Source organism: Paraburkholderia heleia NBRC 101817 (assembly GCF_000739775.1).
In the GTDB taxonomy this organism is placed as follows: domain Bacteria; phylum Pseudomonadota; class Gammaproteobacteria; order Burkholderiales; family Burkholderiaceae; genus Paraburkholderia; species Paraburkholderia heleia.
Genome location: NZ_BBJH01000007.1, coordinates 62070 through 77032 on the forward strand (window position 1 = coordinate 62070; position 14963 = coordinate 77032).

12 protein-coding genes are annotated in these 14963 nt (G+C 60.7%); 3 read left to right on the forward strand and 9 right to left on the reverse strand.

Annotated elements, in window-relative coordinates:
• Nucleotides 1–14 precede the first annotated feature (14 nt).
• Together BHE01S_RS07560 and BHE01S_RS07565 are read left to right on the forward strand one after the other, a co-directional pair.
• Nucleotides 15–1097: a glycosyltransferase family 2 protein gene (locus tag BHE01S_RS07560; RefSeq protein WP_052405760.1), complete on the forward strand. Its 1083-nt coding sequence runs from the start codon at nucleotides 15–17 to the stop codon at nucleotides 1095–1097.
• Nucleotides 1090–1551 (forward strand): GtrA family protein, encoded by a 462-nt coding sequence (locus tag BHE01S_RS07565; RefSeq protein WP_052405765.1) that lies wholly within the window; start codon nucleotides 1090–1092, stop codon nucleotides 1549–1551. The genes BHE01S_RS07560 and BHE01S_RS07565 overlap by 8 nt, the downstream gene beginning before the upstream one ends.
• A gap of 107 nt (nucleotides 1552–1658) precedes the next feature.
• Here BHE01S_RS07565 and BHE01S_RS07570 read toward each other — a convergent pair whose 3' ends face one another.
• Nucleotides 1659–2780: an acyltransferase family protein gene (locus tag BHE01S_RS07570; protein ID WP_042262276.1), complete on the reverse strand. Its 1122-nt coding sequence runs from the start codon at nucleotides 2778–2780 to the stop codon at nucleotides 1659–1661.
• Nucleotides 2781–3325: 545 nt separating this feature from the next.
• On the opposite strand from BHE01S_RS07570, the gene BHE01S_RS07575 reads away from it, so the two are divergent.
• Nucleotides 3326–5092 carry a hypothetical protein gene (locus tag BHE01S_RS07575; RefSeq protein ID WP_042262278.1) on the forward strand — a complete coding sequence of 589 codons (1767 nt, stop codon included), beginning with the start codon at nucleotides 3326–3328 and terminating at the stop codon, nucleotides 5090–5092.
• Nucleotides 5093–5152: 60 nt separating this feature from the next.
• Here BHE01S_RS07575 and BHE01S_RS07580 read toward each other — a convergent pair whose 3' ends face one another.
• From BHE01S_RS07580 to BHE01S_RS07615, 8 genes are all read right to left on the reverse strand, one after another.
• Nucleotides 5153–6229 (reverse strand): glycosyltransferase, encoded by a 1077-nt coding sequence (locus tag BHE01S_RS07580; protein WP_052405767.1) that lies wholly within the window; start codon nucleotides 6227–6229, stop codon nucleotides 5153–5155.
• Between the two features lie 34 nt (nucleotides 6230–6263).
• Nucleotides 6264–7370 carry a glycosyltransferase family 4 protein gene (locus BHE01S_RS07585; protein ID WP_042262283.1) on the reverse strand — a complete coding sequence of 369 codons (1107 nt, stop codon included), beginning with the start codon at nucleotides 7368–7370 and terminating at the stop codon, nucleotides 6264–6266.
• 236 nt (nucleotides 7371–7606) lie between these two features.
• Nucleotides 7607–8701, reverse strand: coding sequence for an acyltransferase family protein (locus BHE01S_RS07590; protein WP_063769078.1), 1095 nt, complete (start codon nucleotides 8699–8701; stop codon nucleotides 7607–7609).
• 19 nt (nucleotides 8702–8720) lie between these two features.
• On the reverse strand, nucleotides 8721–9617 hold the full coding sequence (locus BHE01S_RS07595; protein WP_042262284.1) for a glycosyltransferase family 2 protein: 897 nt from the start codon (nucleotides 9615–9617) through the stop codon (nucleotides 8721–8723).
• A 136-nt stretch (nucleotides 9618–9753) separates the two neighbouring features.
• A complete protein-coding gene (locus BHE01S_RS07600) occupies nucleotides 9754–11052 on the reverse strand; it encodes a lipopolysaccharide biosynthesis protein (protein WP_042262707.1) in 1299 nt (432 codons plus the stop codon).
• Entirely contained in the window at nucleotides 11045–12445 is a 1401-nt protein-coding gene (locus tag BHE01S_RS07605; protein ID WP_245639669.1) for a hypothetical protein, read from the reverse strand. Before BHE01S_RS07605 ends, BHE01S_RS07600 begins: the two co-directional genes overlap by 8 nt.
• Nucleotides 12446–12509: 64 nt before the next feature.
• The gene (locus BHE01S_RS07610; RefSeq protein WP_042262285.1) at nucleotides 12510–13727 is read right to left on the reverse strand and encodes a glycosyltransferase family 4 protein; all 1218 of its coding nucleotides are present in this window, start codon (nucleotides 13725–13727) and stop codon (nucleotides 12510–12512) included.
• Nucleotides 13715–14845, reverse strand: coding sequence for a glycosyltransferase family 4 protein (locus BHE01S_RS07615; RefSeq protein WP_245639670.1), 1131 nt, complete (start codon nucleotides 14843–14845; stop codon nucleotides 13715–13717). The genes BHE01S_RS07610 and BHE01S_RS07615 overlap by 13 nt, the downstream gene beginning before the upstream one ends.
• Nucleotides 14846–14963: the final 118 nt, after the last annotated feature.

A 14963-nucleotide genomic window follows, 5' to 3' on the forward strand; every position in this document is an offset into this window, starting at 1 on the left:
TGCGCGAGGTAATCATGGACTATATCGGCCGCCCTCACTTCCTGGCTGCGGAGCCTCTGTTGAGGGAAGCGTCAACCTCGCCGGCAGGCGCGCGCGAAACGGCTGCGCGAACGAGTCCTGCGCTCGCGGAAGCTCCCTGCGGTGACGAGCCCTGCCTGCTGTCGCTAGTCGTGCCGTTCTATAACGAAGAGGAGATGATCGGCGCCTTCTTCAGCACGGTCATTCCTGTCCTCGAATCGATCGACGGAACCGGGTTCGAAATCGTCTGCGTGAATGACGGCAGCCGCGACGACACGCTGCGCATGCTGATCGGCATGTCGAAGGAAGACAGCCGCATCCGTGTAATCGACCTGACGCGCAACTTCGGCAAGGAGGCTGCGCTTTCGGCAGGGCTCGACGAGGCGCGCGGCGCCATTGTGATTCCTTTCGATGCGGATTTGCAGGACCCGCCGAAAATCATCCCGCTATTGGTCGAGAAATGGCGAGAAGGCCACGACGTCGTCGTGGCCAAACGCGTGAGCCGGCTCACGGATTCCTTCCTGAAGCGCCAGACCGCGGCAATCTTTTATCGCATACACAACGCGATGTGCGACACGAAGATCCCGGAAAACGTGGGTGACTTCCGTTTGATCACGCGCGAGGTCGTGGATGCGCTCAAACAGCTTCCCGAGACGCGGCGCTTCATGAAGGGGCTGTTTGCCTGGGTCGGCTACCGGACCGCCGTCGTCGAGTATGTGCGCGAACCTCGCCTCGCCGGCCGGTCGAAGTTTTCCGGCTGGAAACTGTGGAACTTCGCGCTGGAGGGCTTCACGAGTTTCAGCACGTTGCCGCTTCGCGTATGGACCTACGTCGGCAGCTTCGTGGCATGTATCGCCATTCTGTATGCGTCGTTTCTCATTGTGCGTACCCTGATTCAAGGGGTCGCCGTACCGGGCTACGCGTCGCTGATCTCGGCCGTCCTTCTGCTCGGCGGCGTTCAATTGATCGGAATAGGCGTACTTGGCGAATATATCGGCCGCATCTACCATGAATCGAAGAACCGGCCGGTGTACCTGATTCGCCGCCGCTATCAATCCGCAGGCGCGAACGATGCCTGACCTGCGCGCGGCACGAAGGTTCGTGGTCTATGCTGGCGTCGGTGCGATCGGCACCGGCGCGCAGTATGCGATTCTCATTGCGATGGTCCACGCCGGCCTCGCCTCTGCGGCCGTGAGTTCCATGGCCGGAGCGGGCGCCGGCGCAATCGTCAACTACAGTCTCAACCGCCAGATTACGTTCCGAAGCAACAGCAACCCGATGTCGACAGCACCGAAGTTCGCCATCATCGCTTTGCTTGGCGTACTGATGAACGGCGTGTGCATGAAGTTCTTCACGGCAATTCCTGGGTTGAACTATCTCCTCGCCCAACTGGTCACGACCGCGCTCGTTCTGGGCTTGACCTACCTGCTCAACTCGAAGTGGACCTTCAACGAGCGCGAGCGCCGCACACCTGCGTCCATGCCCCCCGCGTTCAACAAGCTCCCGTCGCCGGACGACGCACCGTCGTCCTGAGCGCCGCGAAGCGATTGCACCGCGGGCCAATTCCCGCCGAGGCGGTGGCGCCTGCGCTGGTGCCGCGCTTTCTTCCCGTTGCCGCAAGGCCTGGCGGCGCCCCCACCTTACTCTGGCATAGTCGCGTCCGCCGCGGCAGTGCGCACCGGTCGTGCCCTGAGCCAGGGGCGCGAGCCTGCGAGCAACGCCCTGCGCACCGGCGTGTCGTAATACCGGTCGGCGCACCATGTAAGCAGCACGATGCCGGGCAACAGGAGCACTGCACTCACGGCATACGGGTGCGGAAGAAAATGGCCGCGAAAGGCGAGATCCTGGACGAGAAACGCGAATGGCACATGCAGGACATAGATGGCGTACGAGATCGCCCCCGAAAACGCGAAGAGCGGCAACAAGCGCGCGGAGGGCTCCACCCGGCATGCTGCCCACACGATTGCCGGGAGGACGACGAGCGCGATCAGCAGATCAACCGCGGGTTGATGAAGCGTCGACCATGGCATGAAGAGCAGGCCAAACACGATTGCGACGATGAGGACCGCCGAAAGCGATTCGCGCCTGCGCGCCGGTCGATGAAACCGGTATAGCAACAGACCGGCTGGAAACGCATAGCCGAGTCGCGCAAATCCCACACAGAACGTCGGCCATGCGACGCCGTGCGCCAGGCCCGATACATAAGCCGCTATCGTGAGTGAAACAGCCGACACACACATGACGAAGATGAGCAGCCTTGTCGTCAGATGGCGAAAGAACAGGCCATAGGCGAGGCTTGCAACGAGCTCAAAAAACAACGACCAGGCGGGAAAATCCAGCGGATAAATAAAGTCGTATCTTTCCGGGAAAGGATAGAAAGTCCGTAAAGGGGCATGCGTCGGCAACATGAGCAAACCGGCCGGGACCGCGGAAGCAATTTCACGCCAGTCGGATGCGGGAAGCCGGTACAGCAGGGCAATCACGCCGAGCACGAGGCCGGCGCAGTATAGCGGGTACAGGCGGAACAGCCGCAGTACGAAATACTGCTGCCAGCTCAATTCTCCCGATGAAAGCCGTCTGTCATATGCATTGGCAATGACGAAGCCGCTCATCGCAAAAAAGAGGTCCACGGCGAGATAGCCGTGTTCAATGTCGGGCAGGTGGTACAGCGCATGGAAGTGCACGAAGACAACGACTATCGCCGCCGCGCCACGCAGTCCGTCAAGCGTCGCATATCTCGAGCTCGTATTCGAAGGTCTCATGGCGCTTCCCGGCTGCTTTCGACAATGGCTTGCGCTGCAAAGGTAACCCGCGCGAGGACACTACGTTAGTGTGTTGACAGACATAACTCGCGGGTTCAGACAGAAGGAAATCCCCAACCGCAACGGACGTGGGTTTTCCCACTCCCTCTACAAGATCGTACTGGGGCACGGTGCGTCGCCGCGTCCCATCGCATCCAGATGGCCCTGATACAACGGGCTACCATTCACCGCTCGGGAGCAGACGACGAGGGGCAAGCCACGCGTTGTATGCGAGTGCAAACGGGAAAGTCTGCCTTGTCCGATCGAAAACCGCGTTGTCCAACGCACAGAGGGGCCGGCGCCCGCCGGCTACATTCGTCGCGTGACTTGTCTTGCACGGGCTCACACGAGGCGTCTGGACCTCAAGTAACAGCCGGAACGACGTCGAACGGGGAGTCATACCTCGGCTGATATCTGGCGTTAATGGCCCGTTCTGCTGATCGGACCTCAGGGCGGTTAATTCCCTTCTCTATTGATCTTCTGGCTGTGAGCGCGGAGATGCTTTCATGACAATTAAATGGCCGCCCGGGAATGCACATCTCGTCCTTTCCTGGATCGTCATCGGCGCACTCGGGATCGTCGAAGGCATTTACGGCCGGACGCAATACTACGGCGACTGGATTTCGTACCTGAATGTCAGCTGGGCAGTCACGCACATGGATTGGCGAGAAATCTTCAACCCATTCTGGAATCCTGGATATCCCGCCGTCGTTGCCGCCGCACGGGCGCTGGCCGCCCCCACCCCGGAGGGAGAATGGTATGCGATCACGGTCGCAAACTGGTTGATCTATCTGGTTGCCTACGCGTCCTGGCGCGGTCTGATCAGACATGCGTTCGCGCTGTACTGGCCTGGTTCACTTGCGCTGATCCAGCATCCCTTTACGATCTGGATCGGGGTTTGCGTTTTTCTTGGCGCCTGCCTCGGGCTTGACACGGTTTCGGCCGTGTGCCCGGACATGCTCGTCACCACTGGCTTCCTCCTTGGTTCGGGCCTGCTTCTCGCCCTGATCCGGAGGAAAGACGTGTTATCGGCGATTTTGCTCGGTCTGGTCCTCGGTGTCGGTGTCTGGGTAAAAGGGGTATTCACTCCCTTTGCTTGCCTGTTTCTTCTCACGCTTTTCATCTATTGCTGCGCGCGAGGACGCCTGTGGCGGCCGTTCGGTGTGGTAGCGGGCGTTTTTGGCATTTTCTTTGCCACCTATGTCGCCGGAATCTCCTGGTCCTATGGCGAATTTACGCTTGGCGCCTCCGGCGCGTTGAATGTCCCCTGGCACGTCAACGAGTTGCCCCATCTGACCAACTGGCAAGGCGGTCCGGCTCAGTTCGGCCGGCCGATCCATCCGACCAGTCAGCTGGTAGCGGGCTTGCCGGCTTTTGGCTTTGGGACCCCTTTCCACACGACTTACCCGCCCTATAACGACGTCGCATACTGGTACAAAGGCTTTCGATCATTCTTCAGCCTGCGGCTCGAACTTATCGCAATGGGCCGCTCGCTATGGAGCTTGCAGCAGATACTCAGGCAACACCCGAGCGTGGTGGCGATCGCGGCGGCTTTCCTGTTGTGCCTCGCGAGGCGGCCATGGCGAGCGGCGCTCATCAAGACAACGGTGCGAATGTGGCCCTTGCTGCTGCCCACTGTCGCCGGCTTTGGCACGTATTTCCTCGTTCATGTCGAAGATCGTTATCTCAGCGCATTCATGATGGTCCTGGCGCTTGTGTCCTGTGCACCATTGATGGACGTGAAGCTGCCTTCGCGTCGCCAGCTCGCCACCGCGCTCGTCATCATCTATGGTGCAGGTGCTATCGGGGAACTGGCGCTGACCGATGCGCCTTCGTTCAATGCGGCGTTTCGCCGGGCGGACTATCACGATGACCCGAGATGGCAACTCGCGAACGCGCTAACTGCGTCAGGGTTACAACCGGGCGACGCGGTGGCGGTTATCCGGGACAGCGAGCCTGCCGTCAGGGTCAGCTGGGCCTACGTGTCGCGCTTGCGCATCGTCGCCGAGTTCGGCGCTCTCCCATACCGTATCGAACCCGAAGACCGCAATCGCTTCGATCGCAAGGACGAGACCCTCTGGCCGGATTACAGTGAAATCTTCTGGACGCAGCTTACGCCGCAACAGCGTGAACAGGTGATGACAGCGTTCTCTCAAAGCGGCGCGCGAGCCGTTGTGTCGCTGTCGATGCCGAAAATCGCGCCCGGTCCTGGCTGGGTACCGCTGAAGGGGACAACGGCATGGCTTTACAGGTTTGCGGATGTCCCGAAATAGGGTTTGGGAAATAAGGCAGCCCGTCCTCAGCCCCGCATGGGGCCGATACGATCCAGCGACTCAGCCCACCCGCTCTATCAGTTCTCTCCAGCTAGCCAGTATCGGTTCGCGCGCGAATGTCTGGAGATGCGCGCGCGCTTCGGAAATTCGCCGGCTACGCTCCTCGCCCGGCATTTCCGCCAACGAACGCATAGCGAATGCGATGGATTCCCGTGCCAGCGGATCGGCGCACAGCATGGCGTCCCCGCCCACTTCCGTCAGGATGCTCGCGCGGGAAACGAGGCACGGCAAATCATGCTCGATCGCCTCGATCACCGGCATTCCGAATCCCTCCAGCAGACTCATCAGGACGAAACCGGATGCATTGCGGTAGAGCCAACGAAGCTCGTCATCCTGCGTATAGCCCGGCATCACGACGCCCGGAGATTGCCTCGCGAGTTCGATGGCGGCGTCGGCACCGGGCTCGCGCCCTCCGACAATGACATACTGCCACCCTTTCTCCACAAGCCCGCTCGCCGAGAACGCCTCGATACAACGGGCCTGGTTCTTACGGTCGCCGATACTCCCCACCGTCAATAGAAAACGGGGCGAGACGCCCTTCACCGGACGCCCCTCTCCTTCCTTGACTCCCAAGCGGGTTGGAATATAGATGACGGTCGACGAGGCAAAGTCATCGCCATACAGCTCGTGGAATTCCCGTTGAGAGGTCTTGCTGACAAATACCATGTGAGGCTTCACCTTCCGGATCTGGTCATAGGCCCGAAGGTACAGGTCCTCCACGCCCGGCGCGAAGTATTGGGGATGCGTGATCGGACCGACATCGTGGCAAAGCACGATGTCACGCGCTTCCAGACGATGGCGTACGACGCTCAGCGGGTCGAGATGCAGTGTAGGACGCGGATCGCGGATGACCGGCAAAAGCGAAACCAGCCGCGAGCGATGCACCCTCGCAATGGTTTCATTGTGGGTCAGCCTGCCCGCGATACGGCGCATCAAATCGTTGCGTGGAAATTCGTGGAATCGTCCATAGTGGATACTCGCGACCCTGCCGCCAAGCGTCGAGATAATATCGTTGCCCAGAAATAGCTTGCCGGTTCGATCATTGAGCGCCAATGAGAAATCGACATCTATAGACATGGCTTGCCCCCAAATATCGCCTTCTTTAATAAGATCAGCCGTTCACGGCTTTGACTGTCTCGAACAAGTCGCGTGCCGCGCGCTTCCATGTGAAGTCGCCGGCCTGCCGGTGCCCGGCGGATATCAGGGATTGCCGCACGGCTTCGTCGTCGAGCACAGAGTGAATGTTTAATCGCCACGCATCCGGGCTTAGCGGGTCGGTATAAAGCGCAGCGTTTCCGCAAACTTCGGGAAGCGCGCCGAAGGGCGCGGCCACCACCGGACAGCCGAGCGCCATCGCCTCCAGCGGCGGCAAACCAAACCCTTCGGTCAGGGAAGGAAACGCCAGCGCGCCGGCATTGGCCAGCAGCCCGACGAGTTCTGCATCGGTAATCCGGCCGGTAAATCGCACGTTGGGCGGCACGGCATGTCCGAGACGCTCGAAATCAGCTCGTGTCGCGCCGCCGAACAGCACGAGTGGGACGTCTCTCAACGGTTCGCCCGCGAAGGCCTTGAGCAGCACGCCGATGTTCTTGTGCTTCTGGGTGTTCGCGAGCGCAACGACATAGCGCCTCCGATCGAGGCCCAACACGGCAATTTGTCTATCGTCTGGCCGGATCTGCAAGACGTGATCGCAGCCGTTGTGCACGACGACGATCTTGTCTGCGCGCGCTACGCCATAGTGCACGAGTTCTTTTTTGGAATACTCGGAAACGGTGAAGATGATCTTGTGCCGCTTGCCGATGAAAAAGAACAGGAACTTGTACCAGAGCCGAAACGACAGGGAATACGATTCGGGCGCGGAATACACCTGGGCATCGTGTATCAGCGTCGCCGAGTTGCGATGGAGCAGTGGCCCGAGATTGCACAGATTGAGAATGAAGCCCTTTCTGCCCGCCAGGGGCAGATAAAACTGCTCCCACGCGATCTTGTGCATCCTGCGGGCCCACGGGCGCTCGCGAACGCAGGAAATATGGCGGTAGGGTGGCACCTGCACGCCATCTCTGGCAACGACTGCGTAATCCATGCCGTTTGCGGCCTGCCCTGCAATCAAGGCATCGGTCGCGGCGATGAGCTCCTCGGCCACCTTGTGCACGCCCGTCGGCCCTGCCCCGAAGAACTTGCCGTTGAACGCTATCGTTTTCGACGCGATCCTTTCCATACCATTCCCATGCACGCAAGCGTCAGTCTTTCTCACATGAAGTCCCACTGGCCCACCGGACCATCGCTCGAACAGCCGCCGCGATACGTCAACGACGCCGCTGCCGGCGTGACGCGCGATAACGCGGCTTTCTCCAGACGGTATGCTATCGGCGCAGCGAGCGCGGCACTGCTGGCTACCGCACGCAAACACGTGCGTATGCCCGCCCCGGCGACGGGTCGTTCCCGCGCATCGGCTCAAACGGGCGTATCAGCCGCCGTGCTATCGAGTACCGGTTTGACGGTTGATCGGCCAAACCGGGAGACCAGAACAGCGCGCGCGGGCGTATCGACGAAGCGCATGATGAGATAGCTGGCCAGCAGGATTAGCGGAACGAACAAGGCGGCCTCGATAAGCGGATCCTTCCGGTGCATCAACGCCTGATAGATTCCATTGAGCCAGACGAACAGCGGGTAGTGCAACGCGTACACCGGATAGGACAGTTCGCCCAAAACAAGCGCGACTGCCCGTACAGGCCCAACGAGGGCAACCGAAGAACCGCCGAGGATCAGCAGCGGCATCACGGAGGCAGCCCACAGCCACTGTACGACGAAGGGGATCTGACCATTCCACGCCATGATGACAACGGTCGCGACAGATGCCGGAAGGAACAGCGATTTCCAGATCCTCAACGAGAGCAGCCCGAATTTCACATCACCGTGATACAGCAGAACGCCCAGATAGTAGGGGCCAAATACACGCGGAAAGCCGGAGAGGAACGTCTCCGGCGTATCGCCTCCCATACCGGACACCGCGGTAAGCGCGTAGCCGGCGAGCGCCACGGCGAATGCGAACTTCATGCCGTCGAATCGGCGCGTAAGCATCCAGAAGAGATTGACTACGAGTTCGAGAAATAGCGTGTATTCGGGCCCGTTGAGCGGAAACACCTGCGGCCCTCCAATTGCATGCGGAGCGCCAAAGACCGGGATGCACGACAGGCCGAGCAGCGTAGCGGCCGCAAGCCAGCCTGGATGAATGTCGGCGTCGTGAAGCAGGATCACCCTCGCCGCCAGATACGATGCACTCAGCAAGGTGCCGATGACAATCATCGGCATCAGCCGTATGAGTCTGATTCGCGCGAAGAGCGCACCGCTCATTCCTCTATCGAATCGGCCGCGATAGGCCACACACAGGACGTAACCTGACAGTCCGAAGAAAAAGTCCACAGCAATGCCCGCGTTGGGGGCCAGCCAGGCAATCCCAAGCCAGTGATTGAGATGAAAAAGCAGGACCGATATGGCTGCGACGCCGCGCAGGCAATCGGGCACCGCCAGATGGGAGGACTTGTTCATCAGGATTGTCCGGCAGCTTCTAGAATGTCTCCGGCCGCTCTGGCGTCAGCCTTCCTCGCATGAAATCCCATAGGCCGATCAGATTGCCTAGCAGGCGCCCGCGCCGGTCGATCCAGGGCTCCGGCGCAACGCTTCGCACCATATTGCTCGCCACATTGCGCATGACATGATCGAGCGCAGGGCGCAAAGGCATCGTTCTTTTTTTCACCAGATAGAGCGGATTGATGACCTGCGAGTAGCCAAGTTTGCACCCGGACACTCTGCCTCGCTTAACGCCCAGGTGTACGCCAAGTGCGGTATTGATTCGGACAACCAGGCTACCTCGATTCCAGATCTGGCCGCCGAAATCGCGATCCTCCTGCCAGCCATACAGGACGAGGCGCTCATCGAAGCGAAGACCGGCGATGCTGCTGGCCCGGAACGCCATGTTGCAGCCGTAGGGACCACCGGTCGGCGCCACGACCATTCTTGCGGGCAGATCGCCCGCTCTCGCCACGATGGCCCGCCCTTCTTCAAAGGAATAACCCGGCCCATGGATGCCGTCTGCGATGACTGTACCGGTGACGCAGGCAATGGACGGATTGCTATCGAACGCCTTGAGCGCCTCCGAAATCCAGGCGCCATGCATCAAGAAGTCGTCGTCCAGGAAAATCACGACGTCGACGTCCCCGGGCACATGGTTCAAGGCAAGATTGCGTTGTGCCGTGAGCCCAGGCTTCCCTTTGAGCACGACTAATCCGGGGCCGGCCGCCAGGTCACCAACGTCCTCATCCGATACGCAGGACACGATGATGAGATCGGGCCTTACCGTTTGCTGACCGACGAACGCAACGACATGTTCAAGAATCTCCGCGCGGCCGCGCGTGGCGAAGATCAGGCAGATTTTCGGATTTCTATTCAAGGAAGACTGACTCATTTGCGTCACCCTGGTTACTCACGAACTAACGCTCGAATCGACCGCGCTCCACATCGACCATTGGAGGATGCTCCGGCACACGCTACCCGCACCTCAGCCAGTGCACCGCCATCTGTCGCACGTGCGGTAACGACGGCTATTCGAGCCATCTGCCAAATCTCGTTTGCCACGTGAACCCTTCGCCGATTCCAAAAATGTCGCGGAGCAATCCCGCGCGCCAGCTGCCGATGACCAGCATGGCCAGCAAGGACCCCTCGGCCAGCAAGCGCGCCAACACCATGCCGGTGGCGCCCCAGTGACCGGCAAGGGGAACGGCCGCAGCCAGATTCACCAGCGCGCCCGTCACGCCGCTCACGGCTAGCAGTCTCTCGAGTTTGCGGGGAATCAGGAAGTACATGCCCAATACGCGCGTACAAACGGCAAGCGGCATAACGAGCACCATGATCTTCAGAATGGGGACTGCGTGAACGAATTCCGGCCCGAACAGCAGCGGTACGAGCCATTCGGAAAGCCATTTCGTGAGGATCACGCCGGCTACCGCCCCCAAAAAGAAGATCGCGAATGTCCGTCGGGCAAGCAGATTGGCTCGTGCCTCGTTACGGGTCACCAGATACATGATCTTCGGCGCGAGAATCTGGGAGGCAGGAGCCATGATGCTCAGTCCGGCCGAGACGAGGCGCTCCGAGAGACCGAAGGCGCTCACCTCCGATGGCGAGGCCAGCAGCGACAAAATATAGGTGGACGCGGCAAGCACCAATACCGCCGTGCCACTGTAGATGAAGATCGTGGCCGAGCGCTTGATCAGATTGATGGCCGCACGCAGGGGCGCAATGACCCCGGTGTATTCCTTTCGAACGAGCCAATAGGCCAGCATCGTCTGGGCGAGGTTCGAAGCGAAAATCACCGGGAAGACCCGGTCGATATCGGCCGGCTTTCGAATGAACGAAAACAGCAGCGTGAGCGAGAGCATGAGCCCCAGCATTTCGATCATCACGCTCGTCCTCGGGCGCCCCGTGCTGGTGAAATACCAGCCCAGGTTAAAGGCGTTCAGCAGCCCGCCGACGACGACAAAGAAGCTCACACCGGGCACACCGGAAATGATCTCCGACCTGCAAGCCGCCATTGCGCCGATGATCACGCCCGGAATGCACAACAACAGCCGCGCCGTGAACTGATCCCGAAAAATCGCGTCGCGTTCGCTGGTGTTTTCGGTATGGACGATATCCCGTCCTCCGATGGTGGAAAAGCCGAAGTCGACACACAGCCAGATGGTACTGGACAACGACATCCCCGCCAGAACCACGGCATAGCCGTTCGAACCCAGCACTCTTCCGTAATAGGGAACCAGAATGAGCGGATAGATGTACCGGACCACGTACGAGAAATAAACCGCTAACAACTCGATCTTCGATAGCGACGCTTGAACTTTATTCATGAGCCCCCCTGACAGCCCATCCGCCGCGCGCGGACACGCGTCGCGGCACACGCGACGAGAGCGCGCCCGCTGCGGCCGCAAATATATAGAAACAGGAACCGAGTTCGAACACGCTGAGCGAAGCCGACGCTACGATCAACGTTGCAATCATGGCGTGGCGCGCTGCATAGCAGACGGCACGCTCCGTGAACGGGTAATGCGCAGGCACCGGCACCAGCAGCGACTTCCCAAGGAACGTCCCGTAGCACACCACGCCCACGATACCCAGGCTTCCCACCAGCACGACCAGAAAACTCGACGCACGAATACTGCCCAGCCCAACGCCTATTCCGTACGTGTCGAAGAAGTTGGTGATGCCTTGCGCATTCCACCCCATTCGCTCGACACCGGAGTCGCTACCCGCCTTGCTCAGAATCGCCGCGTCGACAAAATCGCTGAGCACTTTCACTACCCCGGGCAGAAAGACGATCACGTAGAGCACGCCCAACAAGCCCGCGCAAGCGGAGATAACCCACAGCCGTTGCTTGCGTACGGGAGCGAAACGCGAGATAACACCGGGCCGGCTGACGAGCAGTACGAACTGATACACCCCTAACCCGACATAGGCCGTTCCCGAAGTCGACAGCAGCAGCAGGCATCCCGTTGAAATCGCAAGCGGACCGGACAACTTCGGACGATAGCCGACGAGCCAGAGATTGAGGCAAAAGACAAAGATCGGCAGCGTGAAAGCCGCGAAACCCGAGGTTTCACTGAACGTGCCGCTGATGCGGACCATCCCGGCCATTTCCTGGCCGGTCAAATCGGCGAACTGGGCCGTCTTGATGGCCGAAAGGATGTCGAGGCCTGCCGCGTGCGCGACGATATCGATGACGCCGGCAAGCACGTCAAGGGAGGCGAGCAGAAAGATGGCGTTGGCGAGCGTCCGGTACACGCCACGATATTTCAGGAACGCAAACATGGAGCAATACACCACGAGATCGGCAATGCAATAGATCGACTGAGACAGATTGCCTGACACGGGGCCAAGCGGCTGCAATATGATGAACTGGCTGCTGCGGTCGACGGGGAACACAAGTGTTGCGCCGCTCAGCAATCGCGGCAGCAGGATGGCACCCGTGACACCCCACAGGCAGGTACAGAGCAGCCAGAAGCCGGGCTTGTCCTGCGTGACCGCGTCGGCAAGGCCCTTCCCGCCCGCGAGATTGAACGCCCTGAGTGCGAAGAACGCGAGAAAGACTTGCGCCGGCAAGATGCCAATGCCGCCCAATGCGAGTGCGAGCGTACATCCGAACAGGGAAAACACCGCCATGCCGTAAATCGCGCCGCGATACGACACGTAGAGCGCCGCCAGTCCGACGACGAACACGATGACTCCGAATATCGTCAGTTCCACTTGCCGAAACCCCCATCCCGTCCATCCCGCATGCGCGCGTGAACGGTCTCGTTATTGAGCCGACTTAGGCCGAGTGCCAGCGCCGCACCACAGGCGGCGTATCGGCCGGCACTTTATCTGCGTCCATCGCGCGTTCCACGACACTGAGAAACTCCTGCTTGAATCGCTCCTCCGTAAAGCGCATGGCATTGCGACGGCAGACCTCGGCTTTGAGCGGCGGCTGCCGCTCGAAGCGCTCCACCGCATCGACGATCGATTCCACGCTCTGCTCGCCGAAGAAGAGGCCCGTACCGCGCTCGGGATCCGGCGAATCCACCACAATCTCGCGCGATCCGCCGCGACCCAGCGCGATGACGGGCGTGCCACACGCCTGTGCTTCCACCACTGAAATACCGAAGTCTTCTTCTGCGGCAACGACGAACGCCCGCGCACGCTGCATGTAGTCCACCAGAACCTCGTCGGGCTGATAGCCAAGCAACGTCACATTGGGCGTGGCACACGCCTTCACACGCGCAAAGTCGGCGCCGTCGCCGATCACCACGAGACGCCGCGACGGCATCGCTGCGAACGCCTCGACAATGAGCGGTATCCGCTTGTATGGCACCATGCGCGAAGCAATCAAATAGAAGTCTTCGTGCTGGCCGCCCAGTTCGAACCGCTCCACGTCGACTGGCGGGTAGACCACGGTGGCCTCGCTGCCATAGGCTTTGCGGATACGCCGCCCCACAAAGGCAGAATTGGCCACAAAGGCATCGACACCATGCGCCGTGCGCTGGTCCCAGATGCGCATATAGTGAAGCAGCGCTCGCACGATCCAGCTTTTCATGCCTCGCTGCAGTCCGGCCTCGCACAAGTACTGATGCTGCAGATCCCACGCATACCGGATCGGCGAGTGCACATAGCTGATGTGCACCTGATTCGGCCCGGTCAGAATTCCCTTGGCTACGGCATGGCTCGAAGAAATCACGAGGTCGTAGGAAGAAAGATCGAACTGCTCGATCGCCAGCGGCATGAGCGGAAGATAGGTGCGAAATGATTTGCGCGCCCGCGGCAGATGCTGAATGAACGAGGTCGTGGCATGCCTGCCTCCGAGCACACCCCGCAGCGACTCCGGGAAGAAGTCCACGACGCTGTATAGATCGGCCTGCGGAAAGAGCTGAAGAATCTGCTCCACCACCTTCTCCGACCCCGCATAGGTGACGAGCCACTCGTGTACGAGCGCGACACGCCCGAAGCGGCGGGTGTCGTTGGCGAGATTGGATGCGAGCGTTACATTAGCCACGGCGAGATCTCCTCGATCAACCTGGTGGCAGTCGCTTGCCAGGTGAGTTCCGCGGTCCGTGCGCGGCCGCGTTCACGCAGACTCTCTCGCAACGCGGCGTCGCTCGTGATTCGCTCGAGCAAGTGCGCCAACTCCGCGGGATCGTCGGGCGAGGTATAGAGCACGGCGTCGCTGCACGCCTCCTGGACAGCAGGCAGCCGGGAAGCGATCACCGGGCAGCCGAGCGCCAGCGCCTCGACCGGCGGCAGCCCGAAGCCCTCGTAGCGTGACGGATAAACGAAGCACGCTGCACGCCGATAGAGCGCCGCAAGTTCGCCATCGCTCACGTATCCGAGATGCTTCACGAACGCGGGCAACGCATCCTGGCCCGTTCCGTAGACCCGAGCGTCGCCGCCGCCGACCACGATGATGTCGAACTGCGCTTCGCGAATGAGACGCGCGGCCTCGGCCACGAGCTGAAAATTCTTGTGACGGTTGAGACTGCCCACGGCGAGCACGAAGGGACGCTCGTCGAGCGTCACGGCCGCCGCTGCGTTTGCATCCTGATGCACGCGCAACATGTGCTCGCCGCTCTCCGGCACGACACCGATCTTCTCTGCCGGAATGCGGTAGGCATCGCACAACTCGCGCCGCGAGAATTCCGACACGGTGATGACACGTTGCGATATGCGGCCAAGGCGCGGCGCCATCAGGCGATACCAGGCGACGAAGGAGCGGCTGTAGCTGTCGGGCACGCGCGCGGGCGCCGCATCGTGCAGCACCGTAATCTGACGGCGGTACCACAGCGGCCCGGAGTTGCAAAGATTGAGCAGCAACGCGCCGCTTGCCGCTTGCGGCAATGCGAGTTGTTCCCAACGCAGGCCACCGCCTTTTCCACTCGCGCGCAGGCCGACGTGCCGGAACGGATTCGGCATGGCGGCCAGCGCTTCGGGCACGATGATCTCCGTGCGCAATCCGGCGACGCGCGGATCGCGCCGCTCGATCAACTGATCCAGCGCGCGGATGGTCTCGAATGCAAAGCGATCGACACCCGTCGCGCGGCGACCGAGGAAGCGGCCATTAATCAGGAGATTCGGGGCATGCACGTTGTTCATCGCAGAGTCCAGGGCGTCGCTCATGGCCGGATTTGATGGGCCACGCGATGCGATTCATATTGCTTGCAGTGTGGCCTCTCTTCGTGCCGACGAATGTTCGCCGTCGCTCATGCCATGCCAACTCGCGCGTCTAAAACGAGTC